22 protein-coding genes are annotated in these 22,459 nt (G+C 71.6%); 10 read left to right on the top strand and 12 right to left on the bottom strand.

What is annotated here, in order from left to right:
* Window positions 1–48: 48 nt before the first annotated feature.
* The 5 genes from IEY95_RS45050 to IEY95_RS45030 all read right to left on the bottom strand — a co-directional run bounded on the left by IEY95_RS45050 (window position 49) and on the right by IEY95_RS45030 (window position 4,223).
* Window positions 49–1,125 (bottom strand): hypothetical protein, encoded by a 1,077-nt coding sequence (locus IEY95_RS45050; RefSeq protein ID WP_189192160.1) that lies wholly within the window; start codon window positions 1,123–1,125, stop codon window positions 49–51.
* A gap of 26 nt (window positions 1,126–1,151) precedes the next feature.
* Window positions 1,152–2,153: a COG1470 family protein gene (locus IEY95_RS45045; protein WP_189192109.1), complete on the bottom strand. Its 1,002-nt coding sequence runs from the start codon at window positions 2,151–2,153 to the stop codon at window positions 1,152–1,154.
* 29 nt (window positions 2,154–2,182) lie between these two features.
* Window positions 2,183–2,887 carry an LPXTG cell wall anchor domain-containing protein gene (locus IEY95_RS45040; RefSeq protein ID WP_189192108.1) on the bottom strand — a complete coding sequence of 235 codons (705 nt, stop codon included), beginning with the start codon at window positions 2,885–2,887 and terminating at the stop codon, window positions 2,183–2,185.
* Between the two features lie 173 nt (window positions 2,888–3,060).
* Complete coding sequence (locus IEY95_RS45035) at window positions 3,061–3,606, bottom strand: ATP-binding protein (RefSeq protein ID WP_189192107.1); 546 nt, start codon at window positions 3,604–3,606, stop codon at window positions 3,061–3,063.
* 248 nt (window positions 3,607–3,854) lie between these two features.
* The gene (locus IEY95_RS45030; RefSeq protein ID WP_189192106.1) at window positions 3,855–4,223 is read right to left on the bottom strand and encodes an STAS domain-containing protein; all 369 of its coding nucleotides are present in this window, start codon (window positions 4,221–4,223) and stop codon (window positions 3,855–3,857) included.
* Between the two features lie 250 nt (window positions 4,224–4,473).
* Between IEY95_RS45030 and IEY95_RS45025 the strand changes: the two genes are divergently transcribed.
* A complete protein-coding gene (locus IEY95_RS45025) occupies window positions 4,474–5,385 on the top strand; it encodes an RNA polymerase sigma factor SigF (protein ID WP_229703800.1) in 912 nt (303 codons plus the stop codon).
* A 196-nt stretch (window positions 5,386–5,581) separates the two neighbouring features.
* Window positions 5,582–7,174: an RICIN domain-containing protein gene (locus tag IEY95_RS45020; protein WP_308429419.1), complete on the top strand. Its 1,593-nt coding sequence runs from the start codon at window positions 5,582–5,584 to the stop codon at window positions 7,172–7,174.
* A 15-nt stretch (window positions 7,175–7,189) separates the two neighbouring features.
* Here the strand turns inward: IEY95_RS45020 and hutI are convergent, their stop codons facing one another.
* The 4 genes from hutI to hutU all read right to left on the bottom strand — a co-directional run bounded on the left by hutI (window position 7,190) and on the right by hutU (window position 12,673).
* Entirely contained in the window at window positions 7,190–8,365 is a 1,176-nt protein-coding gene (hutI, locus tag IEY95_RS45015) for an imidazolonepropionase (protein ID WP_189192104.1), read from the bottom strand.
* Between the two features lie 65 nt (window positions 8,366–8,430).
* The gene (locus IEY95_RS45010) at window positions 8,431–9,792 is read right to left on the bottom strand and encodes a formimidoylglutamate deiminase (protein WP_189192103.1); all 1,362 of its coding nucleotides are present in this window, start codon (window positions 9,790–9,792) and stop codon (window positions 8,431–8,433) included.
* On the bottom strand, window positions 9,789–11,012 hold the full coding sequence (locus IEY95_RS45005; protein WP_189192102.1) for an allantoate amidohydrolase: 1,224 nt from the start codon (window positions 11,010–11,012) through the stop codon (window positions 9,789–9,791). Before IEY95_RS45005 ends, IEY95_RS45010 begins: the two co-directional genes overlap by 4 nt.
* Window positions 11,009–12,673, bottom strand: coding sequence for a urocanate hydratase (gene hutU / locus IEY95_RS45000; protein ID WP_189192101.1), 1,665 nt, complete (start codon window positions 12,671–12,673; stop codon window positions 11,009–11,011). Before hutU ends, IEY95_RS45005 begins: the two co-directional genes overlap by 4 nt.
* Window positions 12,674–12,834: 161 nt before the next feature.
* On the opposite strand from hutU, the gene IEY95_RS44995 reads away from it, so the two are divergent.
* From IEY95_RS44995 to IEY95_RS44975, 5 genes are all read left to right on the top strand, one after another.
* Window positions 12,835–14,352: a type III PLP-dependent enzyme domain-containing protein gene (locus IEY95_RS44995; RefSeq protein ID WP_229703799.1), complete on the top strand. Its 1,518-nt coding sequence runs from the start codon at window positions 12,835–12,837 to the stop codon at window positions 14,350–14,352.
* Between the two features lie 328 nt (window positions 14,353–14,680).
* Window positions 14,681–15,076, top strand: a complete 396-nt coding sequence (locus tag IEY95_RS44990; protein ID WP_189192100.1) for a hypothetical protein — start codon at window positions 14,681–14,683, stop codon at window positions 15,074–15,076.
* Window positions 15,073–15,885 carry a transcriptional regulator gene (locus IEY95_RS44985; RefSeq protein WP_229703798.1) on the top strand — a complete coding sequence of 271 codons (813 nt, stop codon included), beginning with the start codon at window positions 15,073–15,075 and terminating at the stop codon, window positions 15,883–15,885. Before IEY95_RS44990 ends, IEY95_RS44985 begins: the two co-directional genes overlap by 4 nt.
* Before the next feature lie 62 nt (window positions 15,886–15,947).
* Window positions 15,948–16,457 carry a roadblock/LC7 domain-containing protein gene (locus IEY95_RS44980; RefSeq protein WP_189192099.1) on the top strand — a complete coding sequence of 170 codons (510 nt, stop codon included), beginning with the start codon at window positions 15,948–15,950 and terminating at the stop codon, window positions 16,455–16,457.
* A 16-nt stretch (window positions 16,458–16,473) separates the two neighbouring features.
* Complete coding sequence (locus tag IEY95_RS44975; protein ID WP_189192098.1) at window positions 16,474–16,848, top strand: roadblock/LC7 domain-containing protein; 375 nt, start codon at window positions 16,474–16,476, stop codon at window positions 16,846–16,848.
* Between the two features lie 19 nt (window positions 16,849–16,867).
* Here IEY95_RS44975 and IEY95_RS44970 read toward each other — a convergent pair whose 3' ends face one another.
* The 3 genes from IEY95_RS44970 to IEY95_RS44960 all read right to left on the bottom strand — a co-directional run bounded on the left by IEY95_RS44970 (window position 16,868) and on the right by IEY95_RS44960 (window position 19,962).
* A complete protein-coding gene (locus tag IEY95_RS44970) occupies window positions 16,868–17,437 on the bottom strand; it encodes a hypothetical protein (RefSeq protein ID WP_189192097.1) in 570 nt (189 codons plus the stop codon).
* A gap of 102 nt (window positions 17,438–17,539) precedes the next feature.
* Window positions 17,540–18,400, bottom strand: a complete 861-nt coding sequence (locus IEY95_RS44965; RefSeq protein ID WP_189192096.1) for a MurR/RpiR family transcriptional regulator — start codon at window positions 18,398–18,400, stop codon at window positions 17,540–17,542.
* The gene (locus IEY95_RS44960; RefSeq protein ID WP_189192095.1) at window positions 18,397–19,962 is read right to left on the bottom strand and encodes an aromatic amino acid ammonia-lyase; all 1,566 of its coding nucleotides are present in this window, start codon (window positions 19,960–19,962) and stop codon (window positions 18,397–18,399) included. The genes IEY95_RS44965 and IEY95_RS44960 overlap by 4 nt, the downstream gene beginning before the upstream one ends.
* A gap of 142 nt (window positions 19,963–20,104) precedes the next feature.
* On the opposite strand from IEY95_RS44960, the gene IEY95_RS44955 reads away from it, so the two are divergent.
* From IEY95_RS44955 to IEY95_RS44945, 3 genes are read left to right on the top strand one after another with little or no spacing between them, the layout of a single operon-like run.
* On the top strand, window positions 20,105–21,148 hold the full coding sequence (locus tag IEY95_RS44955) for an ABC transporter ATP-binding protein (RefSeq protein ID WP_189192094.1): 1,044 nt from the start codon (window positions 20,105–20,107) through the stop codon (window positions 21,146–21,148).
* Complete coding sequence (locus IEY95_RS44950; RefSeq protein ID WP_189192093.1) at window positions 21,145–21,786, top strand: ABC transporter permease; 642 nt, start codon at window positions 21,145–21,147, stop codon at window positions 21,784–21,786. Before IEY95_RS44955 ends, IEY95_RS44950 begins: the two co-directional genes overlap by 4 nt.
* A complete protein-coding gene (locus IEY95_RS44945) occupies window positions 21,786–22,457 on the top strand; it encodes an ABC transporter permease (protein WP_189192156.1) in 672 nt (223 codons plus the stop codon). Before IEY95_RS44950 ends, IEY95_RS44945 begins: the two co-directional genes overlap by 1 nt.
* Window positions 22,458–22,459: the final 2 nt, after the last annotated feature.

The following is a 22,459-nucleotide window of genomic DNA, read 5'->3' as shown; positions in this document are numbered from 1 at the left end:
CCGCGCTCACTCTCCGTCCGGCCGCCGGTGCCACTCTCCGTTGCGTGCTCACGTATGTCCCTTCGTCGTCGGGCTGTTCTCTTGCGGTGCGGAGAGCTGACCGTTCGCCGTGGTGCCCGGATCGCTGTCCGGCGTGAACCACGGCAGGGTCGGGGGTGTGGAGGTCTTCGACGACACCGGCGTGGAGGCCGGTGACGGGTTGAACTTCGGTATGCGGAGGGCGATTTCGGGCAGGCGCAGGTCCCGGTGACGGCCCCCGCGCCCGTTCGACCTGCGCGGCCGCACCCGGTCCACCACGGCCATCCCGATGCGGAACACCGCGCCCGGCACGACCACGCAGAGCAGGATCCAGAAGAGGGTCACGCCCCAGGGGCGGCCCACGCCCCACGGCTGCTCGGCGAGCACCTTGCCGCCGTACTTCAGGGAGACCGTGTAGTCGCCGTGCGCACCGGCCGACAGTTCGACCGGGAGTTTGATCTGCGCCTTCTTGCCGGGCGCGATCGTGCCGCGCCACTGCTGTTCCTCCCACTGCGGGGCGAACACCCCGTGGGAGGTGCCGACCTGGAAGACGGGGTTCTTCACGGGGGCGGTGCCGACATTGCCGACGGTGAAGACGAGCTTGCGGGAGGGGGGCGAGCCGAACCAGGTGAGCAGGCCGCTCGATCCGTCGAGCCGGGTGTCCGTCAGCACCGAGAGCCGGCCGCCGCTCTCCTCCTTCGGCAGCGGTTCGACCGAGTGCCCGGCCACCATGAAGATGGCGTCGGCCTCGGCCTTCTCCCCCGTGACCGTGGCGACGTGCACCACGCACGGACAGGGCTTGGGCGGCTCGGCGACCGGCAGCTGCTTGCCGAAATTGCCCTTCGCGTCGGTGGTGACGGCCCGGCCGTCCGCGTTGGCACAGGAGTTGGTGCCGCCGATCACGCCCCGGGACGGCACGGACTGCCCGCAGATCAGCATCATCAGCAAGGTCTTGGGCCGCCATCCGCTGCCGGTAACCGTGATCGAACCGCCCGTCCCCGCCTGGGACTTGGACAGCTTCACACTCGGCTTCCCGTCGGCGGACGCAGCGGCCGTCCCCGTCAGCGGGACCAGGACGAGCGCGAGCACCGCCCCCAGCGCCGCCATCCGCACCTTGACGCTCACGACACCGCTCACGACACCGCTCCCGTCAACTCGACTTCCGTACGCGGCTCTTCCTCAAGTGCTGCGCCGTCCGGCCCACGGCGCCCGTGTCGCCGTAGGACCAGCCAGGCACCCATCACCGCCGCGAGTCCGCCCCCGGCGCCCGCGACCGCGCCCCACGGCACGAACCGTGCCGACGCGGACGCCGTGTCGTGCGCCCCGCCCGCCGCCGTCACCGTCAGCCGTACGTCGACCGCGTCCAGCGCCGGGGTGTCGTGCCACGGTTCGCTGAGCGTGACGCGGCGGCCCGGCAGGAGTTCGAGGGGCAGCGCGCGCGGGGCGCGGTCGAGGAGCTCGCCGAAGACACCGTCGGCGTGCACCGCGAGCCTCGGGGTGAGGACCGTGGTGCCGCGGTTGACCAGCTCGTAGGAGATCCGGCCGGCGTGCACGGCGACATGTTCGACGGTGAGTGCCGACAACGTCGGTCCGCTCACCCGTAGTTGGACATGGACGGCCGAGGAACGGCCGCCGCCGCTCGCGACGATCGCGCCGGGGTGGTCGCCGGGCGCCGCGCCCGCCGGAACGCTCAGGGTGAACGGCACGTCGGCGCGGGTGTGCGCGGGAACCCGTACGGACACCTCGCGCACCGCCGTCCGGCGGCCGTCCGTCTCCCGCGCGAAGCCGATCCACGCGCCGGTGTCCGTCGACTTCTCCCGTACGGTGAAGCCGCCGCCCTCGGTGTTGTCGGCGTCCGCGCCGCGCAGCCGGACGGTGAGTGCCTTCGCACCCGGGTTGAGCACGGACACGGCGTCCTGCAGGACCGTGCCGGGCGCGCCCTCCGCGTAGACGTAGGGCCGACCGTCCGCCGTGTCCGCCGTACTCGCGGACGGCACGACGGACCAGCCGTCGTCGGCCAGGGCCGTGGGCACCGGTGCCGCGATCGAGAACACCAAGGTCAGGCCCAGCACGCGGGCAGCGGAGAGTGCGTACGGCATCGGCGGCTCCTGGTTGTCGTACGACGTGCGAGACATACGCGTCGTACGAAGACGTACGAGGTGTCTCAGCGGCGTACCGCCTGATGCCTGCGGGTCAGCCACAGCGCGCCCGCCGCGCCCGCGAGCAGCACCGTGCCACCGAGCGTGCCCAGGGCGATCGCCGAGTCCTCGGGACCGGTCTGCGGGAGCTGGCCGCCGGAGTCGGAGCCGCTCTGGCTCTGGCCGGAACTCGACGATTCCGAACCGCCGCCCGCGGCCGTGACGTCGAGGGTCAGCGAGGGCTTCGGGTTGTTCGAGGGCGTGCAGGTGGTCGTCGTGCCGAGCGCCTTGATGGTGAGCACGCCCGCGGTGAAGGTGACCTTGCCGGTCTTCTTCGGCGTGTACGTGCCGCTCAAGTCACTGATCTTGATGGGGGTGTTGGCGGGGATCGCGGCGGCGTTGGCCGGGCCGCTCACGGGCACCGTGCCGCTGTCCGCGCCGCCCACCTTGATCACGGCGCTCGGCTTCATCGCGCCCTTGCCCAGCTCCACCGGGCTGGAGGAGACGCCCTTCTGCCAGGACATGGTGAGCTTGTAGCCGCTGCCGCTCTTGACGCTCTTGATGTCGATGGGCGAGACGGCGCTCTTGTCGCCGATCGGCGTCTTGCACTGGTAGTTGACGTCCACCACGTCGGCCTGGGCGGCGGGGGCGGCCATCAGCACCGCCGAGCCGGCCAGGGCCGCGGCGAACGCGAGCGCGGCGGTTCGTTTCTGGTACGTCCGGTACGACACCTCGAAGTCCCCTCGTCGCCGAAATTTACTGACGGCACATCAGATTGGGCGCTCAAAGTACGCCCGGGGACTTGTGGAGGGAAGACAAAGTGCGCGCCGGATCTGAGGAGATCCGGCGCGTATACGGCGACGTACGAAGGAGGGTTCGAACCCTGGGTAACCCCAGATGACGGTTACGCGGGCGCCCCGAGCTCCGCCCACACGGTCTTGCCCGCGACCCCCGGAGTCCGCACGACTCCCCAGTCGAGACACAGCCGCTGCACGATGAACATCCCGTGGCCGCCGGGGCGTCCGGCGCGGTGCGGGGTGCGCGGGGCGGGCTGGCCGGTGCCCCGGTCGGAGACCTCGATGCGCAGCACCTTGCTGTCGCAGGCGATCCAGAGTTCGTCCGGACCCTCGGCGTGCAGACAGGCGTTCGTGACGAGCTCGGAGACGACCAGCAGAACATCCTCGGCGGCTGCCCGCCGGTCGGCGCTCCCGGCGGGCAGCCAGCCCCAGGCGTACAACGCCTGACGGGTGAAGTCGCGGGCGAGTGGCACGACCCCGCTCGCACCGTCGAAGTTCAGCCTGCGGGCCTGACGGCCGGCGGAGGGGACGGCCACGCCGCCCCGGGACAGGCCGTCTCCGGGCGTCACGCCGTCTCCGGACGCCCCGGAAGCGCCGCCGTCGCCCGACTCCGGGCCGCGGTCGCCCGGCGAGTAAGGCCGGGTGGTGCTCATCAGCGCTTCACCTCACCGATTCACCGGTTCACGATTCAACACTCAGTACTCAGTACGTACGGATCAGCGGCGCGTTCGCCGCTCGGGCTGCCGACATATGCGGTGTCGACGTGTTCAGGATGTCTCCTGCCCGACCGAACCGTCCGAACACCCACTTATTCGACACGGAAGATGTGACGCAAGTAACGGGGCGATCACTCAGGGGCGACCGAGCCACCACTTCGACGTCGTCGGGCCAGGCCGGCCGGTCAGTCGGCCAGGGCCGCGTCGAGCGTCTCGTGGACGGTGAAGACGGCCTCCGCCCCGGTGATCTCGAAGACCCGGGCCACCACCGGCTGCATCCCCGCCAGATGGACCCCGCCGCCCGCGGCCTCGGCCTTCAGCCGGGCGCCGAGCAGCACATTGAGCCCGGTGGAATCACAGAATTCGAGGCGTGAACAGTCGACCACCAGGCGGGCGTACCCCTTTTCGAGGCAGTCCTCGAGTGGCTCACGCAACACATCGGCCGTGTGGTGATCCAACTCACCCGCGGGGGTCACGACGGCGCTTGAGCCCTCTTCCCGCACCTCGACAAGAAGCCGGCCCGACTGTGCGCTGCCGACCGTCCCGCGGTCCATGCCGTCTCTCTCCCCAGCGTCGCGACTGCTGATGTACGCACTCGAACACTACGCCTTCCTCACGTCCCCTGACACCCGAACAACCCCATGAAAACGGACATTTAGCAATGAAACGCACTTGCGGCCAGCTCACGAAAGCGGGTAGGGCTAGTAGAGACACCTATTCGACACGGCCGGCTTTGGAGGCGCCGCACACCGCAGTGCACGAATTGGCATCGGCGGCCATATGCCGAGAACGATGGAGGACACCATGTCACCCCGGCTCGACGCATCGCAGACCCAGACGGCGACGTCGGCACCCTCTCTGGAACGCCCGGAGCACCTCGACGAAGCCGATGGAACCAGCGGATTCGACGGACTGGACGGACTCCCGGAGATCCCCCCTTACGACGAGGTGGGGCCGGTAGACGCACGAGCCCTGTCCAAGACCCTCTTCGAGCGGCTGGAGTCCCTCGAAGAAGGCACGCACGAATACGCGTACGTCCGCAACACACTCGTCGAACTCAACCTCGCGCTGGTGAAGTTCGCCGCCTCCCGCTTCCGCTCCCGCAGCGAGCCGATGGAGGACATCATCCAGGTCGGCACCATCGGCCTGATCAAGGCGATCGACCGCTTCGAACTGAGCCGAGGCGTCGAGTTCCCCACCTTCGCGATGCCGACCATCATCGGCGAGATCAAGCGCTTCTTCCGCGACACCTCGTGGTCCGTACGCGTACCGCGGAGGCTGCAGGAACTCCGCCTGGACCTGGCCAAGGCCGGCGACGAGCTCGCCCAGCAACTCGATCGCGCTCCGACGGTGGGAGAGCTGGCGGAGCGCCTCGGCCTCAGCAACGACGAGGTCGTCGAGGGCATGGCGGCCTCGAACGCCTACACGGCCAGTTCGCTCGACGCCCAGCCCGAGGAGGACGACTCCGAGGGCGCGCTCGCGGACCGTATCGGCTACGAGGACCACGGACTCGAAGGCATCGAGTACGTGGAGTCCTTGAAGCCGTTGATCGCCGAACTCCCGGCGCGTGACCGCCAGATCCTCTCACTGCGCTTCGTCGCCAATATGACCCAGTCCGAGATCGGCGACGAACTCGGCATCTCCCAGATGCATGTCTCCCGGCTGCTGTCGCGCACGTTGGTGCGGCTGCGGAAGGGATTGACGGTCGAGGACTGACGTACCGCAGCCATCCTGTGCCCGGTGCCCCCAAACGAGGGGACACCGGGCGCAGTTACAGCTTGGCATCGGGCGCGGTTACCCACGGGAACCCCTTTCCCCAAAGGTTTGCCTCCACCACTATGGGCACCCCCATACTCGCCGGTAGGTCAGGGCTGCGGCGGGCAGAGCACCGGGGATGCGAGGAGGCACGGGAATGGCTGGGGCCGGCCGGACCGACGCTGAGGACGACGAGGGCGAGTACGAAGGCGGGTACGAAGGTGGTGCCGAGGGCGGCGGCATGTTCGCCGCCGTCTCGGACGCGCGGCTCACCGAACTGCTGCGCGCCGAGACCGCGACCGCGTATCCGGCGCTGCGCGAACTGCGCCTGCGGCACCGGCCCGCGGTCCTCTCCTACGCCCGGCTGTGCACGGTGGGCGAGTCGGCCGCCCGGCAGCTCACGGCCCAGGCGTTCGCCCTCGCGGCCCGCGACACCGCGCGCGGCATCGATCCCCCGGGGCCCTGGCGCCACCAACTGCTGCTCCTGGCAGGGCAGGTGGCCGAGTCCTGGGCCATGGACGAGCGCGGGAGCCGCATCGACCCCGGCCTGCTCGTCCACCTCCGCGAGGCGGGCCCGGACGGCCCCGTGCCGCCGATGCTCGACGCGTTCCAGGCGCTGCCGACCCGCGTCCAGGGACTGGTCTGGTACGGCGTCGTCGACGAGGAGCCCGACGCCAGGACCGCGATGTTCCTCGGAGCCACGCCCCCGGACGTGACGTACGGCAAGGGGCCCGCGTTCCAGGCGCTGCGCCAGGCCTGCCTCAAGACCCGCCTCGCCCGCTCCGTCAACCCCCGCTGCCAGGACTTCCGCCGGCTGATCGAGGAGGCCGCGCACCCCGAGAACCCGCGCTACAGCGTCGACCTGCAGGCGCACATGGCGCACTGCGCGCACTGCTCCGCCGGGTACGAGGAGCTGGGCGCCCTGCGGGACACCCCGCGCGAGGCGCTGGCGGAGGGGCTGCTGCCGTGGGGCGGGGCGGCGTACGTGACGGGTGGTACGGGCGGGACGCCAACTCGCCAGAAGGCGAAGGCCGGTGGGGCCTGGCTGCCCTCACGGCGCGTCGTCCTCGCCTCGGCCGCGCTCGGCGTCGCGGTGGCGCCGCTGCTGCTGTTCCTGCTGATGTCGGGCGGATCGGATTCCGCGGAGACGGCCGGTTCGGTACGGACTCCTCAGGCACCGCCTCCGGTGACGGTGACCGCGACGGTCACGCCGACTCCGTCGCCGTCTCCCACGCGCAGGACCACGTCCCCTTCGCCCAGGGCGACTTCGCGGCCCCCGAAGGCACCTTCGCCGACCCCTTCGTCCCCCAAGCCCTCTCCCACACGGATCGCGTCCCACCCCCCGAACGGCACCTTCGCCCAGGTGGTGAACGCCGACTCGGGCCTCTGCCTGGACATCCGCGACGGCGACATCGACCTCGGCACCGACGTCATCACGGCCCGCTGCACCTCGTCCCGCACCCAGATGTGGCGCGTCGACACCGACCGCGGTGTCCTCCAGTCGTACGCCGACCCCGACTTCTGCCTCGACAGCCGCGGCTCAACGGACAGGGGTGTCGGCATCTGGGAGTGCCGGTCGGTCTACGGCCGCAACGGCATGAACCTCCGGTTCACGGTCGACGGCGACGGCGTGATCCGCCCGGGCATCGCCCCGGACCACGCGGTCACTCCGGACGGCGACGATCTGGTGCTGTCCCCGGATCAGGGGGACGACGACCAGCGGTGGCGGGCGGGTTCCGCCGCCGCGTGACCGGGAGCCCGACCGTCATGCGACGGGAGTCCCGCGCCGCCAGACCTCCGACACGAGCGGTACGCCCGGGCGGTACGCCAGGTGCACGTGGCTCGGGGCGTCGAGGAAGGCCAGGTCGGCGTAGGCGCCGGGCGTCAGCCGGCCGATGTCGTCACGGCGCAGAGCCGCGGCACCGCCTGCCGTGGCCGACCACAGGGCCTCGTCGGGCGTCATCCTCATGTCCCGCACCGCCAGCGCGATGCAGAACGGGACGGACGAGGTGAAGGACGAGCCCGGGTTGCAGTCGGTGGAGAGGGCGACGGTGACACCCGCGTCCAGCAGGCGACGGGCGTCCGGCCACTCGGCGCGGGTGGAGAACTCCGCGCCGGGAAGCAGCGTCGCGACGGTGTTGCCGCTCGCCAGCGCGTCCACGTCCGCGTCCGTCAGGTGGGTGCAGTGGTCGGCGCTGGCCGCGTCCAGTTCGACGGCGAGCTGGACGCCGGGGCCGTAAGAGAGCTGGTTGGCGTGAACCCGCGGGTGCAGGCCCTTCGCCTTGCCCGCCGTGAGGATCGCGCGGGCCTGGTCGCCGTCGAAGGCGCCCTTCTCGCAGAAGACGTCGACCCAACGGGCGTACGGGGCACAGGCGTCGAGCATCTCGCCGGTCACCAGGGCCACGTACGCCGCCGGGTCGTCGGCGTAGTCCGGCGAGACGATGTGCGCGCCGAGGTAGGTGACCTCGTCGGTGTGCGCGGCCGCGATGCGCAGGGCCCGTGCCTCGTCCTCGACGGTGAGTCCGTAGCCCGACTTCGTCTCGAAGGTGGTGGTGCCCTGGCGCAGGGCCTCGCCGAGATAGTGCGTGAGGTTCCGCTCCAGGTCCGCGTCGCTCGCGGCGCGGGTCGCGGCCACCGTGGTGCGGATGCCGCCCGCGCTGTAGCTGCGGCCCGACATGCGGGCGTTGAACTCCTGGGTGCGGTCGCCCGCGAAGACCAGGTGCGAGTGGGAGTCGACGAAGCCCGGGATCACCGCGCGGCCACCGGCGTCGACTCGGTTGTCAGTGGCGGGTGCTTTGCTTGATTCACCGGTCCACGCGACGCGGTCGCCGTCGATGACGACGGCCGCGTCCTGGATCAGACCGAGGGGGGATTCGTCACCGAGGGAGGGATCGTTGGTGACCAGGCTGGCGATGTTGGTGATGACCGTCGTGCTGCTCATGGTGTCCTCATGGGTGGCGGGACCGGGGTCGGCCGGACTGCGGGGGGCAGGACCGGCGAGGGGCGTCAGGCGCGCAGGGCGTCGATGGCGTCGGCGAGGGCTGTCGGCACATGGGGGACGAGCGTGTGCGCACCGTCCCGTACGACGTGCCGGCCGCCCACGACCGTGTGGCGTACGTCGGCCGCCGTCGCGGCGAATACGGCCGTCTCGGCACCGAGGCGCGGCAGCGGTCCCGCTGTTCTGACCGAGTCGAGGGCGATCGTCGTGAAGTCGGCGAGCGCGCCCGCCTCCAGGATGCCCGCGCCGTCCCAGCCCAGGGCCGCGTGGCCGTCCGCGGAGGCGGCGCGCAGCAGGGCGGCCGCCGTCCAGTGACCGCGGGTGCGGGTGCGCAGGCGCTCGTTCAGCTCCATCGCGCGAGCCTCTTCGAGGAGGTCGATCACGGCGTGGCTGTCGGAGCCCAGGGAGAGCGGTGAGCCCGCCCGCTGGAGGGCGACGGCGGGTCCGATGCCGTCGGCGAGGTCGCGCTCGGTGGTGGGGCACATGCAGGTGCCGGTCGCGGAACCGCCGAGCAGGGCGATGTCCTCGTCCGTGAGGTGCGTGTTGTGGACGCCGGTGGTGCGCGGGCCGAGGACACCGTGGTCGGCGAGCAGCCGGGTGGGTGTGCAGCCGTGCGCCTGCTGGCAGGCGTCGTTCTCCGCCGTCTGCTCGGACAGGTGCACATGCAGCGGGGCCCGCCGCTCCTCCGCCCAGCGTGCGACCGTCGCCAACTGCCCGGCAGGCACGGCCCGTACGGAGTGAATGGCCGCACCGATCCGTGCGTGATCCCGGTCCTTGAGAACTGAACAGCGTTCCGCCCAGGCGTCGGCCGTGCCGTCGGAGAAGCGGAGTTGGTGCTGGTTCGGGGCTTGTCCGAACCCGGAGGAGAGGTAGGCGGTGTCGAGGAGGGTGATCCGGATCCCGGCTTCGGCGGCGGCGGCGATGAGCGCCTCGCCCATCGCGTTCGGGTCGGCGTACGGGGTGCCGCCCGGAGCGTGGTGCACGTAATGGAACTCGCCGACGGCCGTGACACCCGCGAGCGCCATCTCCGCGTACACCGCGCGGGCCAGCGCGAAGTAGGTGTCCGGCGTCAGCCGGTCAGCGAAGGAGTACATGATCTCGCGCCACGTCCAGAAGGTGCCGGAGCCGACCTGGACGGTGCCGCGCAGGGCGCGGTGGAAGGCGTGCGAGTGGGCATTGGCGAGCCCGGGGAGGGTGAGTCCGCGGAGGATCTCGGCGCCGGGGGGCGGGCTGTCGAGCCCCGTACGGACGGCGGTGATGCGGCCGTCCTCCCCCGCGGCGGAGCCGCTTGTCGACACGGTCAGGGCCACACCCGGCTCGACGTGGGTGTCGAGCCAGGCGTGCTCCAGCCAGTACGTCTCCGTCGTCACCTGCAGGCCAGCCCTTCGAGTACGTCGGCGAGTGCGGTCACCCCGGCCACGCAGTCGTCCTCGGCGGCGTACTCGGCCGGGGAGTGCGAGACACCCGTGGGGTTGCGTACGAACAGCATGGCGGTCGGGACGGTGCCGGAGAGGATTCCGGCGTCGTGTCCCGCACCGGTACCCAGGACGGGGACCGTGAGTCCCGCGTGCTTGTCCCTGCCCAGGATGCGGGCGAGCTCGTCGCGCAGGGCGTGCTCGAACTCCACGACGGGGGTGAACGACTCGCGGACGACGTCGAGTTCCACACCGTGCGCCTCCGCGTACTCGCGGGCCGCCTTCTCGACGCCGGTGACGACCGTGTCGAGGGTCGCCTGGTCGGCGGCGCGGGAGTCGAGCCAGCCGCGGACGAGGGAGGGGATGGCGTTCACGCCGTTCGGCTCGACCGAGATCTTGCCGAAGGTCGCCACGGCGCCCGCGAGTTGGGCCTCGCGGCGGGCGGCGAGCACGGTCTCGGCGTAGGACAGCATCGGGTCCCGGCGGTCCACGAGTCGGGTGGTGCCCGCGTGGTTGGCCTCGCCCCGGAAGTCGAACCGCCAGCGGCCGTGCGGCCAGATGGCACTGGCGATGCCGACCCGGTCGCCGCTGAGGTCGAGGGCGCGCCCCTGCTCGACATGCAACTCGACGAACGCACCGATGCGGGAGAGCCGCTCGGGGTCCGGCCCGATGGTGTCGGGGTCGTACCCGGCCCGCTCCATGGCCTGCGGCAGCGTGATCCCGTCCGCGTCCGTCAGCCGGTGCGCCTGCTCGACGGTGAGCTGCCCCGCGGCGAGCCGCGACCCGACGCACGCCAGCCCGAACCGGGCGCCCTCCTCGTCACCGAAGTTCACGATGGCGACGGGCCGGGTGAACTTCACATGGCGGGCGCGCAGCTCGTCCAGCGCGGCGAAGGACGACACGACCCCGAGGGGTCCGTCGAACGCCCCGCCGTCCGGCACGGAGTCCAGATGCGACCCGGTGACGACGGCGTCCCCCTCGGCGGGGTCCCCGAGCCAGGCCCACTGATTCCCGTTCCGGTCCACCTCGTAGGTCAGGCCCCGAGCCTCGGCCTGCGCCCGGAACCAGTCCCGGCAGTCGGCGTCGGCCCCGGTCCAGGCGAACCGGCGGTATCCCCCGGAGGCGGAGCTGCGGCCGACCGGCAGCAGCTCCGCCCACATGCTGTGGAAGGTCACGCCTCGCCACCCTCGCGCATCGGCACCCGCACGCCGCGCTCGTCGGCGACGGACTCGGCGATGTCGTACCCGGCGTCCACGTGGCGGATGACACCCATGCCGGGGTCGTTCGTGAGCACGCGACGGATCTTCTCGCCGGCGAGCTTGGTTCCGTCGGCGACGGACACCTGACCCGCGTGGATGGACCGGCCCATGCCGACGCCGCCGCCGTGGTGGATGGAGACCCAGGACGCGCCCGAGGCCACGTTCACCATGGCGTTCAGCAGCGGCCAGTCGGCGATCGCGTCGGACCCGTCGAGCATGGCCTCCGTCTCGCGGTACGGCGAGGCGACGGACCCGCAGTCGAGGTGGTCGCGACCGATGGCGAGGGGGGCCGCCAGCTCGCCGGAGGCCACCATGTCGTTGAAGCGCTCGCCGGCCTTGTCGCGCTCGCCGTAGCCGAGCCAGCAGATACGGGCGGGCAGGCCCTGGAAGTGGACGCGCTCACCCGCCATCTTCATCCAGCGGTGCAGGGACTCGTTCTCCGGGAAGAGGTCGAGGATCGCCTTGTCGGTCTTGGCGATGTCGGAGGCCTCACCGGACAGCGCCGCCCAGCGGAAGGGGCCCTTGCCCTCGCAGAAGAGGGGGCGGATGTAGGCGGGGACGAAGCCGGGGAAGGCGAACGCCCGCTCGTACCCGGCGAGCTGGGCCTCACCGCGGATCGAGTTGCCGTAGTCGAAGACCTCGGCACCGGCGTCCATGAAGCCGACCATGGCCTCGACGTGCTTGGCCATGGACTCACGGGCACGGGTGGTGAAGCCGGCGGGGTCCTTGGCCGCGTAGGAGGCCATGTCGTCGAAGTCGACGCCGACGGGGAGGTACGACAGCGGGTCGTGGGCGGAGGTCTGGTCCGTCACGATGTCGATGGGGGCGCCCTCGGCGAGCATGCGGGGCAGCAGCTCCGCCGCGTTGCCGAGCAGGCCGATGGAGAGCGGCTTGCGCTGGTCGCGGGCCTCGGTGGCCAGCTGGAGCGCGTGCTCCAGGGAGTCGGCCTTCACGTCGAGGTAGCGGTGCTCGATGCGGCGCTCGATGGCGCGCGGGTCGCAGTCGATGCAGATCGCGACGCCGTCGTTCATCGTCACGGCGAGCGGCTGGGCGCCACCCATGCCACCGAGACCGGCGGTCAGGGTGATCGTGCCCGCGAGCGTGCCGTTGAACTTCTTCGCGGCGACGGCGGCGAAGGTCTCGTACGTGCCCTGGAGGATGCCCTGGGTGCCGATGTAGATCCAGGAACCGGCCGTCATCTGGCCGTACATGGTCAGGCCCAGCTGCTCGAGGCGCCGGAACTCCTCCCAGTTCGCCCAGTCGCCGACGAGGTTGGAGTTGGCGATGAGGACGCGCGGGGCCCACTCGTGGGTCTGCATGACGCCGACGGGGCGGCCGGACTGGACGAGCATCGTCTCGTCCTGCTTCAGGGTCTGCAGCGTGCGGACCATGGCGTCGAAGGAGCGCCAGTCACGGGCGGCCTTGCCGGTGCCGCCGTAGACGACGAGCTTGTCGGGGTGCTCGGCGACCTCGGGGTCGAGGTTGTTCTGCAGCATCCGCAGGGCGGCTTCCTGCTGCCATCCCAGGGCACTCAGTTCCGTACCGCGCGGCGCTCGTACGGGGCGGGGTCCTGACATGGTCTGCCTCCTATGCGGACTGTTCCGGCTCTGCGGACTGCTCCAGCGGACTGCTCCAGCGGGCTGTTGCAGTAGATATTCACATCCTGACTTCTTGAATAGAGCTAGTCAATAGGTGCATAGGCCAGCGCGGGCACGTCGTGGATGTTTGGCTGGGATGTATGGGTGCAGACAGGGACAGGACCGGGGATCCGGTGGGCGACGGGACGGACGGGATTGCGGCGTTTCCCGGCGGTGGAGTCGGCCATGGATCCGGCAGAGAGTCCGACGGTGGCGGCGAGCGGGACTCCCACGGCGGTGAGCCGGACTCCCACCCTGATGAGCTGGACTCCCACCGCGGTGAGCCGGACTCCCACCGCGTCGTCCGGCGCGACGAAGCCGTCCGGGCCGCCGTGGAACAGGGACTCCTCGGGCCCGGAACCCCCATCGTCGCGCTCCTGGACGTCCCCGGCATCCGGACCTCGGCGAGAGCGCTGCGGGCCGCCTTCGACGCGGTGACCGCTCCTGGCACCCCCGTGCTGCACGCCTTCGCGGTGAAGGCGACCCCGCTCGTGCCCGTACTGCGACTGCTGCACGAGCAGGGCATCGGCGCGGAGGTGGCGAGCCCCGGAGAGCTGGCGCTCGCGCGGGTGGCGGGAGTACCGCCGGCGCGCACCGTGCTCGACTCCCCCGCCAAGACGTCCGCCGAGCTGCGCGAGGCGCTGGCGCTGGGCATCGCGGTCAACGCGGACAATCCGCAGGAGCTGGACCGCATCGATGCGCTGATGCGGTCCGCGAGCACCGGCTCCCCCATCGGAATCCGGGTGAATCCGCAGGTCGGCGGGGGCTCCATCGAGGCACTGTCCACCGCCACGGCGACCTCCAAGTTCGGGGTCGCGCTGCGGGACGAGGGGGCCCGCGAGTGGATCGTCGGGGCGTACGCCGACCGCCCGTGGCTGACCCGGCTGCACGCGCACACCGGGTCGCAGGGCATCCCGCTGTCACTGATGGCGCAGGGCGTGGCGGAGACGTACGCGCTGGCCGAGGAGATCAACCGGCGCATCGGGCGGCGGCAGATCGACACGATCGACATCGGCGGCGGACTGCCGGTGAACTTCGGCTCCGAGGCGACAGCCCCGACGTACGCGCAGTACGCACGGCTGCTCGCCGAGGTGGCGCCCGGGCTCTTCGACGGGCGGTACGGGCTGGTCACCGAGTTCGGGCGGTCGCTGCTCGCCAGGCACGGGACGGTGCTCGCCCGGGTCGAGTACACGAAGTCCGCCGGGGGCCGGGCGGTCGCGGTCACGCATGCCGGGGTACAGGTGGCCGCCCGCACCGTGTACGCGCCCGCGTCCTGGCCGCTGCGAATCGCCGCGTACGACGCGAAGGGCCGCCCCAAGGCGGGACCGGACGTCGTCCAGGACATCGCGGGCCCCGCCTGCTTCGCGGGCGACCTGCTCGCCGAGGGGCGCGCCCTGCCGCTGCTCGAACCGGGCGACTATGCGGCCGCGCTGGACACGGGCGCGTACTACTTCGCCCACCACTACGCATACAACTCCCTTGCCCGGCCCGGCATTTACGGCTTCGCGCCGGACAGGGAGGGCGGGGTGCGCTTCGCGGTCGCACGGGAACCGCAGACCCTCGACGAGATCGTCGCGGAGTCGGGCGGGGCACAGCCGTCAGCGCTGACAGGGCTTTAGCCCGAGGCGCTTCAGCCCGAGGCGCTTCAGTCAACGAGGCTCCGGCCGAAGGACCTTCCGCCGGCGGGGCTTTTGCCCACGCGACCAGGGAGGCGCTCGCGCCGCCACCGGGCGCAAGGCCACGCCACCACGCGCCCCGGCGCACCCCTGCGCGCCCCCTTAAGGATCTCCAGGGCAACCCAAAGCGGCCAGAAAATATGGTCAGTTGACCGACCTTAGTCACCCCGGGGCATGTTCCACAGGAAAATGCCGGATCCCTCACCCCCCGTGCGCACGTTGCGTAACTTCAGCGTCACTCGGCCGAACCCTTGGCGGGAGGGGAGACACGGTGCCCGGAATCGACGAGTGCCTACTGGAAGCCATGACACTGCCCGGTGCCCGGGGGGCCGCGGTGGTCGACTGGACCAGCGGCCTGGCCCTGGGCACCGTCGGGGACGCGCCGGGCGGTGACCACGAGACGACCGCGGCAGAGGCCGCGGAGCTGGCCCGGCTGGCCGCGGAGCACCGGGCGTTCGCCCCGGCCGCCGGCTCCGACTGGTCCGAGGAGACTCCGGTCGAGGACCTGATCATCAGCAATCGCGACAGCTACCACCTGCTGCGGTTCGTGCGGACCACCTTCGACAGCAGTGTGTTCCTGCACCTGTGGCTGGCCCGCTCGGAAGGCAATCTCGCGCTGGCTCGCATCCGGCTCGGCGAGATGGCCGGACGGCTGGTGCTGGGATGACGACGGTCAGAACACCTCCGCCGCCCCGGTTGCCCGTACGGGACAGAGCGGCGGACGCTCCCGGTGGCGGCGTCTCGCCGATGCTCAGCCGGCTCGCCGCCGAACGGGCCACCGGCGTCCTCCTGCGCGAGCGCGGCACGCTCTACCTCGCCGACGGCGAGGTGGTGCACGCCGAGAGCCCGGCCACACCAGGGCTCGATGTGCTGTTCGCCGCCCGCGGAGTGCTGGACGCCGAGGCGTGGCGGGAGGCCGTCGCCGCCGCCGGGGCACGCCGCCGGGTCGGCCGCTTCCTGGTCGACAGCGGCCGGATCTCCAAGGGCGCGCTGGAGCTGTGCCACCTCGGCTCGCTGTACGACGCGGCGTACTTCGCACTCGGGCCGAGCAGCACCCCGACCCGCTTCCGGTACGGGGCCGCGCACTGGCTCGGACCCGTGCGCCCCGTGCCGGTGGCCGCGCTGGAGCGCGAGACCGTGCGCCGCCGCGAGCTGCTGCACCGCATCTGGCCCGACCCGGCGACGGACACCGCGCCACTGATGCGCTCCCGACTGGCCGCCGGGCCGTCGGTCCCGCTGCGCCAGGAAGCCGTGCTCGGCCGGGTGGACGGCGTGCGCACCGCGGCGGACGTCTCGCTCGCGCTGGGACGACCCGCGTTCCACACCCTGGTCGACCTGCGCCGACTGGCCGCCGCCGGGCTTGTGACGGCGGCCCCGGCGCAGCCGCCTCCCGTGCCCAGTGTGCTCACGCAGCCCTCCGACGATCCCGACGTGGCTCTGCTGCGGCGGCTGCGAGACGCGCTGGAGGCCCTGTGAGCCGACCTGCGGGAGGCCTTGTGATCCGCGCGCTGCGACAGCGTGCCGAGAGGAGACTGCTGATGGCGGCGGAGCCCGAAGTCCTCGACGAACTCCATCGGTTGAGGGCCCGAGTGCCCCAGCTGACGGGGGCGCTCGCGGCCAGCGTCGACGGTCTCGTCCTCGCCCAGGACACCCCCGGTGTGGAGCCGGAGGGCCTGGCCGCACTCACCGCGGCCGCCCTGGGCGTCGCCGTGCGGATGGCGGACGCCACCGGGCAGGGCGACTTCCGCGAGCTGCTGGTGCGCGGCGTCCACGGCTATGTGGCGACATACGCGGCGGGCACCTCCGCCGTGCTGACGCTACTCGCCCAGGACCGGGTCAACGTCGGCCGGCTGCACCTGGAGGGGCGCCGCTCCGGCACCCGGATCGGGGAGCTCGTGGACGCCGCCACGGCGCGCGGTGAACCGGCCGCACCGGCCAAGTCGTCCGCGAAGACCGCCTCCAGTACTCCGCGGACCCGTACGGCGCGCGGCACCGCAGCCGCGCGCACCACTCCTACCCCCAACACTCCGACCACGTCGGAAAGCTGAAAGGAATCACAGCACCATGGCCAATACCGAAACCGCGCTGAAAGAGGCGCTGGCATCCATCGAGGGCGCGACCGGAGCCGCCCTCGTCGACTACACCAGCGGAATGGCGCTGGGCACGATCGGCGGCAGCAAGAGCTTCGACCTCACGGTCGCGGCCGCCGGCAACACCGACGTCGTACGGGCCAAACTCCGCACCATGGAGCACCTCGGCCTGAAGGGCGAGATCGAGGACATCCTGATCACGCTGTCCGACCAGTACCACCTGATCCGGCTGATCAAGGGGCGCGGCGGCAACGGCCTGTTCCTGTACCTGGTGCTCGACCAGAAGCGGGCCAACCTGGCGATGGCCCGGCACCAGCTGAAGAGGATCGAAGCGGACCTGGAGGTGTAGCGGGTCCGCCTCGAGCCGGTCAGCGGCGCCGCGCTCCGCCGGGCGCGGCGTCGCCCGCCGCGACGCCGGTGGCCCGGCAGGCCTTGACGGGCTTGCCCGCGGGGGCGCCCGCGCGCCGGCCGAGCCAGTCGACGCGCACCCAGATCAGGGCCTGCTCGGCGCGTTCGCGGCGCCCGAGCCAGTCGGCCTTCAGCCACAGGCCGACGCCCACGCCGGCGAGCAGCATCCCGCCCGCGGCGGGCATCACGAACGAGCTGCCCAGCGCGGCCACGAAGGCGAGGAGGAGCCACCAGCGGTGGCCCCGGCGCCAGTTGCGTACCGTCACGGCGCGGTCCTGGAGGACGTCGTGCTTGCCGGCCCGGGCGGCGGAACGGACCAGGGCGGCATACCGCTTGCGGCGCCGGTACGCGACCACGGCGGCCGCGACGATGAACAGGGCGGCACCGGCCATCACCCCGATCCGGCGCCCCGTCAGCCCCGGCACCAGCACCCCGATCCCGGCCGCGAACACCCCGCACCACCACAGTGGTGCGGCTCCCGCCCGCACGACGACGGCCACCCGAGCCAGCCCCTGCCCTCCGCGCGCCACGATCCGCCTCCTCAGCTCACCGTTCAGCCCTTTTGGCCGGGCAGGCTAGTCAGGGAAAGTGAGACGAATCTGAGAAGGCACGGCTGCTCCACCGAACCGTGACTACTCCACGAACAGGCCCCTGGCGGTGGCCCGTGTGTCGAACTCCTCCAGGCGGGCCTGCGCGTCCGGCAGGTCGTCGCACATCGCCTCCAGGAGGACGCGGCCCAGGAGCATCGGGGCGCAGGCCGTGTCGAAGGCGAGGCCGGTGCCGACGGCGGCGGGGAGCAGCAGGTCCGACACTTTCGCCACCGGCGCGAAGGCGGAGTCGGCGACCGTGACGACGGTCAGCCCGGCCTCCTTCGCGTAGGCGAGGGAGTCCACGACCTCGCGCGGATGCCGGGGCAGCGCGAAGCACAGCAGTGCCGTCGCCCCGGCCCGGACCGCCGCGTCGATGCGGTCGTGGAGCATCGTGCCGCCCTCGTGCAGCAGTCGTACGTCGGGGTGGACCTTGGCGGCGAAGTACCCGAAGCCGTACGCCTGGGAGGCGGCGGCGCGCAGGCCGAGTACCGGGAGCGGGCGGGAGGCGGCGAGCAGGCGGCCCGCCCTCGCGACCGGGCGCGGGTCGGCGAGCACCTCCGCGAGATGCTTCAGGTTCTCGATCTCGGCCTCGACGGCCTGCTGGTACTCGTTGTACGACCCCGAATCCACCGTCTGCTCCGCGGGCGCGACCTCGCGCAGGTGCTTGCGCAGCGCCGGGTAGCCGTCGAAGCCGAGCGCGACCGCGAAGCGGGTGACCGACGGCTGGCTGACCCCGGCGAGCTCGGCCAGCTCGACGCTGGACAGGAACGGCACGTCGGCGGCGCTGCGCACCATGCTGTGCGCGATACGCCGCTGGGTCGGCGTCAGCCGGTGCCCCTCGAAGAGTGCCTGCAGCCGTGCGGCAGGACTGTCCGTCACGTTCATATCCCTGTCCACGCTCATGACGTGCTCCCCCTCCAGATCTCCGTGAATCGGTCCAGCAGCGCGGCCGCCGCCGTCACATCGTCCGTGAGCGGCCGGTCGGCCTGGTCCGGTTCGAGCACCGACTCGGCCAGCTCCAGCGCGCGGCCCACCGGCAGCTCCGGTTCGGGCCGCAGGTCGCGCTGGCGCAGCGCCCGCACGGCGGCGACCAGCTCACAGCCGACGACGAGACGGTACGCACCGCACGCCCGCAGTGTCTGACGTGCCGCGAGCGAGGCGAAACTCGCCTGTTCCTCGACGCCCCGGGAGAGTACAGCGTGGCCGAGCGAGGCGGGCGCGGAGAAGGCCCTCAGGTCGCCGAGAGCGGCCCCGGCGGCGTACTCCAGGATCATCACGCCGGAGGACGCGGGTTCGTGGTCGGCGAGGAAGGGGCGCAGCCGGGTGTAGGCGGGCTCGTTCAAGGTGGAGAGCCGGGAGGTCGACAGCCGGGCGACCTGGGTGACGGCGAGCCTGAAGTGGTCCAGGGCCAGGGCGAGTTGGGCCTGATAGAAGCCGCCGTGGTGATACGCGGCCATGTCCCCGGGTGAGATGAGAGGGTTCTCGGCGGCGGCGTTGATCTCCACCGCGAGGACCGCCTCCAGTGCGTCCGCCGCGTCGTGGGCGGGTCCGTGGATCTGCGGGACGCACCGGAAGCCGTACGGGTCCTGGATCCGTCCGAGCGGCGGCGTCGGCCGGTCCGCCGCACCGATCAACTCCCGCATCCGCCGCGCCACTTCGACCGACCCCTGGTGCGGGCGGGCGGCGTGCACGGGCGCCGCGTACGCCTCGTGCGATCCGTCGACGGCCAGCAGCGACAGCGCGGCCACCACCTGGGTGGCCCCGATCAGCCCGCGCAGCTCGTGCAGCGCGAGCGCGGCCTGTCCGAGCGTGAGCGCGTTGCTGCTGATGAGCGCGAGGGCGTCGTTGTTGTCGAGGGGCTGGGGGGCCGGGGCGAGGTCCTGCGGGGAGCGCCCGCCCTCCAGGACGAGGTCCTCGATGGAGTGTCCGCCCTCGGGCCGCCGCCAGGGATGCTCGCCCACCAGAGCGAGCCCCACCTGCGCCAGCGCCGCGATGTCGCCGGTGCCCACGGACCCGAACTCGTTCACGACGGGATACGCGCCGGTCTCCAGCGCCTCGCACAGCGCCGTGACGACGGTGGGCCGCAGACCCGCTCCGCCGGCGAGGAGCTGGTTGGCGCGAACAGCGAGCATGGCGCGGACCTGACGGGCGGGGAGCTCCTCGCCGATGGCGCCGGCGTGGCTGCGCAGCAGGCGCAGGCCGTGCTCGGCGGCGGCCTCGGTCGGCACGTCCTCGTTCCGGTTGGCACCGACACCGGTGGAGCGACCGTAGACGCGTCCGGTCGCGGCGATCTGCCGGGCCGCGTCCCAGGATTCCTCGACGCGCTTCATCGCGTCGGTGCCCGGGACCGGCCGGGCGGCCCCGTCGGCAAGCCGCACGATGTCGGTGACGCCGGTGCTGACCCCGTCCAGAACCACGAGGCCCGCCGACACCGCACCCGGCGTATCCACATCCTGAGACGACATAAAGCCCAAACTCCCATCAACCCGGACATTGGATCTTGCCTGGTGGTCATAAGTAACCAGCGATTAACGCCGGACCGTTGACAACCTATTCAGATACAGAGAACTCTGCATGACGATATGCAGACCGGGCAAGGGACACCTCATGATCCAGTTCGACACGGTCCACAAGCGCTTCCCCAACGGCACCACCGCAGTCCACGACCTCTCCCTGGAGATGCCGGAAGGCGGCGTGACCGTCCTCGTCGGATCCTCCGGTTGCGGTAAGACCACCACCCTCCGGATGATCAACCGGATGGTCGACCCGACCTCCGGAACCATCCGCGTCGGCGGCAAGGACGTCCTGCAGCAGGACGCCGCCGATCTGCGCCGCTCCATCGGTTACGTCATCCAGCAGTCGGGGCTCTTCCCGCACCGCACGGTGCTCGACAACATCGCCACCGTGCCGCTGCTCCTCGGCTGGGGCCGCAAGAAGGCGCGGGCCAGGGCGGCCGAGCTCCTGGAGACCGTCGGCCTCGCCGCCGACGCGGGCAAGCGGTACCCGCACCAGCTCTCCGGCGGCCAGCAGCAGCGCGTCGGCGTCGCCCGCGCCCTCGCCGCCGACCCGCCCGTCCTCCTCATGGACGAGCCCTTCGGCGCAGTCGACCCGGTCGTGCGCACCCAGCTCCAGGACGAACTGCTCCGGCTCCAGAAGGAGTTGAGCAAGACCATCGTCTTCGTCACGCACGACATCGACGAGGCGGTACGGCTCGGCGACCAGATCGCGATCTTCCGCACGGGCGGCCATCTGGTGCAGTGCGCGACGCCCGCGGAGCTGCTGGCCCACCCGGCGGACGACTTCGTGGCGGACTTCCTCGGCGCCGAGCGCGGCCTCAAGCTGCTCTCGCTGAAGTCCCTCGCGGACCTCCCTCAGGGCCCGGCCCCCGAGGGCGGCGCCTGGACCCTCGTACTCGACGAGGCCCGCAAGCCGCTGCACTGGGCGTCGAAGTCCTCGACGGGCACAGAACTCCCCGTACGGCCGCTGAAGGACACCGACTCCCTGCTGGCGGCCCTCAACGAGTCGATCGCCTCGCCCACCGGCCTGGTGGCCCGGGTCGACGCGGCCGGGGTCCTCACCGGTGTCTCGTCCCGTGACGACATCCACGAGTACGCGGGCCGCGCCCACACGGAAGCGAGCGTCGCCGCATGACCATCGACTGGTCGTGGATAGGCGACCACACGGACGACCTCACCACGCTCACCTTCTCCCACCTCCAGGCCGCGCTCTCGGCAGTCTTCTTCGGTCTGCTGATCTCCCTCCCCCTGGCCGTCGTCGCCCACCGGGTCCGCCCGCTGCGCGGCTTCCTCCTCGGCCTCTCGAACGTCCTGTTCACGATCCCGTCGATCGCGATCTTCGTCCTCCTGCTGCCGGTGTCCGGTCTGACCCGCACCACCACGGTCATCGGCCTGACGATCTACTCCCTCGTCGTCCTCCTGCGGAACACGGTCGAGGGCCTCGACTCGGTCCCGGCCAAGACGAAGGAAGCCGCGAAGGCGATGGGCACGCGCCCCCTGCGCACCCTCCTGACCGTCGAACTCCCCCTCGCCCTCCCGGTGATCATGGCGGGCGTCCGCATCGCCACGGTCATGTCGATCTCCCTGGTCTCCGTGGCGACCTACATCGGCGACGGCGGCCTCGGCCAGCTCTTCACCGACGGCTTCCAGCGCAACTTCCCGACCCCGGTCATCGCCGGTGTCGTACTGACCCTGCTGCTGGCCCTGGTCGCGGACGCGCTGCTGGTCGCGATCCAGTACGTACTCACCCCGTGGACGAGGCGGCGAGCCTGATGTACGAACTCTTCAAGAACCTCGGCAGCTGGCTGATCAGCGGCGACCAGTGGTCCGGCTCGGACGGCATAGCGCACCGCATCGCCGAGCACCTGGAGTACTCCCTCTTCGCCACCCTCATAGCGGCCGCCATCGCGCTCCCGCTGGGCCTGCTGATCGGCCACACCGGCAAGGGCGCCTTCCTGGCCATCAACCTCTCGTCCTTCGGCCGCGCGCTGCCCACCGTCGGCCTGGTGGTCCTGGTCTTCCTGATCAGCGGCCTGTCCCTGTGGTCGGTGTACGTGGCGCTGGTCGTCCTCGCCGTACCGGCCATCGTCACCAACACGTACGCGGGCATGAGCGCCGTGGACCCCGAGGTGAAGGACGCGGCGCGAGGCCAGGGCATGCGCGGCCACCAGGTCCTGTTCCAGGTGGAGATCCCGCTGGCCCTCCCTCTGATCATGACGGGCCTGCGCCTGTCCCTGATCCAGGTGGTGTCCACCGCCACGATCGCCGCGTACGTCAGCTTCGGCGGCCTGGGCCGGTACGTCTTCGACGGCCTGGCCCAGCGCGACCTGGTCCAGGTCCTCGGCGGCGCGGCCCTGGTCGCGATCGTCGCCGTCGTACTCGACCTGGCGCTGGCCGGACTCCAGCGCTACCTCTTCCGCCACCGCCGTACCGCAGCCCACTGAGG

It is taken from the genome of Streptomyces albiflavescens, from assembly GCF_014645835.1.
Classification (GTDB): domain Bacteria; phylum Actinomycetota; class Actinomycetes; order Streptomycetales; family Streptomycetaceae; genus Streptomyces; species Streptomyces albiflavescens.
The sequence above is the reverse complement of the archived record's forward strand: the minus strand, read 5'-3'. Positions and strand labels throughout refer to the sequence as shown.

Bases quoted from the DNA above. Each gene is read 5' to 3' on its own strand.
- IEY95_RS44945 (WP_189192156.1), top strand. From the start codon at position 21,786: ATGTACGAACTCTTCAAGAACCTCGGCAGCTGGCTGATCAGCGGCGAC.
- IEY95_RS44975 (WP_189192098.1), top strand. From the start codon at position 16,474: ATGGCCAATACCGAAACCGCGCTGAAAGAGGCGCTGGCATCCATCGAG.
- IEY95_RS45035 (WP_189192107.1), bottom strand. From the start codon at position 3,606: ATGAGCACCACCCGGCCTTACTCGCCGGGCGACCGCGGCCCGGAGTCG.
- IEY95_RS45045 (WP_189192109.1), bottom strand. From the start codon at position 2,153: ATGTCTCGCACGTCGTACGACAACCAGGAGCCGCCGATGCCGTACGCA.
- IEY95_RS45050 (WP_189192160.1), bottom strand. From the start codon at position 1,125: ATGGCGGCGCTGGGGGCGGTGCTCGCGCTCGTCCTGGTCCCGCTGACG.
- hutU (WP_189192101.1), bottom strand. From the start codon at position 12,673: ATGTCAGGACCCCGCCCCGTACGAGCGCCGCGCGGTACGGAACTGAGT.
- IEY95_RS45025 (WP_229703800.1), top strand. From the start codon at position 4,474: ATGTCACCCCGGCTCGACGCATCGCAGACCCAGACGGCGACGTCGGCA.
- IEY95_RS45020 (WP_308429419.1), top strand. From the start codon at position 5,582: ATGGCTGGGGCCGGCCGGACCGACGCTGAGGACGACGAGGGCGAGTAC.
- IEY95_RS44985 (WP_229703798.1), top strand. From the start codon at position 15,073: ATGACGACGGTCAGAACACCTCCGCCGCCCCGGTTGCCCGTACGGGAC.
- hutI (WP_189192104.1), bottom strand. From the start codon at position 8,365: ATGAGCAGCACGACGGTCATCACCAACATCGCCAGCCTGGTCACCAAC.
- IEY95_RS44955 (WP_189192094.1), top strand. From the start codon at position 20,105: ATGATCCAGTTCGACACGGTCCACAAGCGCTTCCCCAACGGCACCACC.
- IEY95_RS44995 (WP_229703799.1), top strand. From the start codon at position 12,835: ATGGGTGCAGACAGGGACAGGACCGGGGATCCGGTGGGCGACGGGACG.
- IEY95_RS45030 (WP_189192106.1), bottom strand. From the start codon at position 4,223: ATGGACCGCGGGACGGTCGGCAGCGCACAGTCGGGCCGGCTTCTTGTC.
- IEY95_RS44980 (WP_189192099.1), top strand. From the start codon at position 15,948: ATGGCGGCGGAGCCCGAAGTCCTCGACGAACTCCATCGGTTGAGGGCC.
- IEY95_RS44965 (WP_189192096.1), bottom strand. From the start codon at position 18,400: ATGAGCGTGGACAGGGATATGAACGTGACGGACAGTCCTGCCGCACGG.
- IEY95_RS44960 (WP_189192095.1), bottom strand. From the start codon at position 19,962: ATGTCGTCTCAGGATGTGGATACGCCGGGTGCGGTGTCGGCGGGCCTC.
- IEY95_RS44950 (WP_189192093.1), top strand. From the start codon at position 21,145: ATGACCATCGACTGGTCGTGGATAGGCGACCACACGGACGACCTCACC.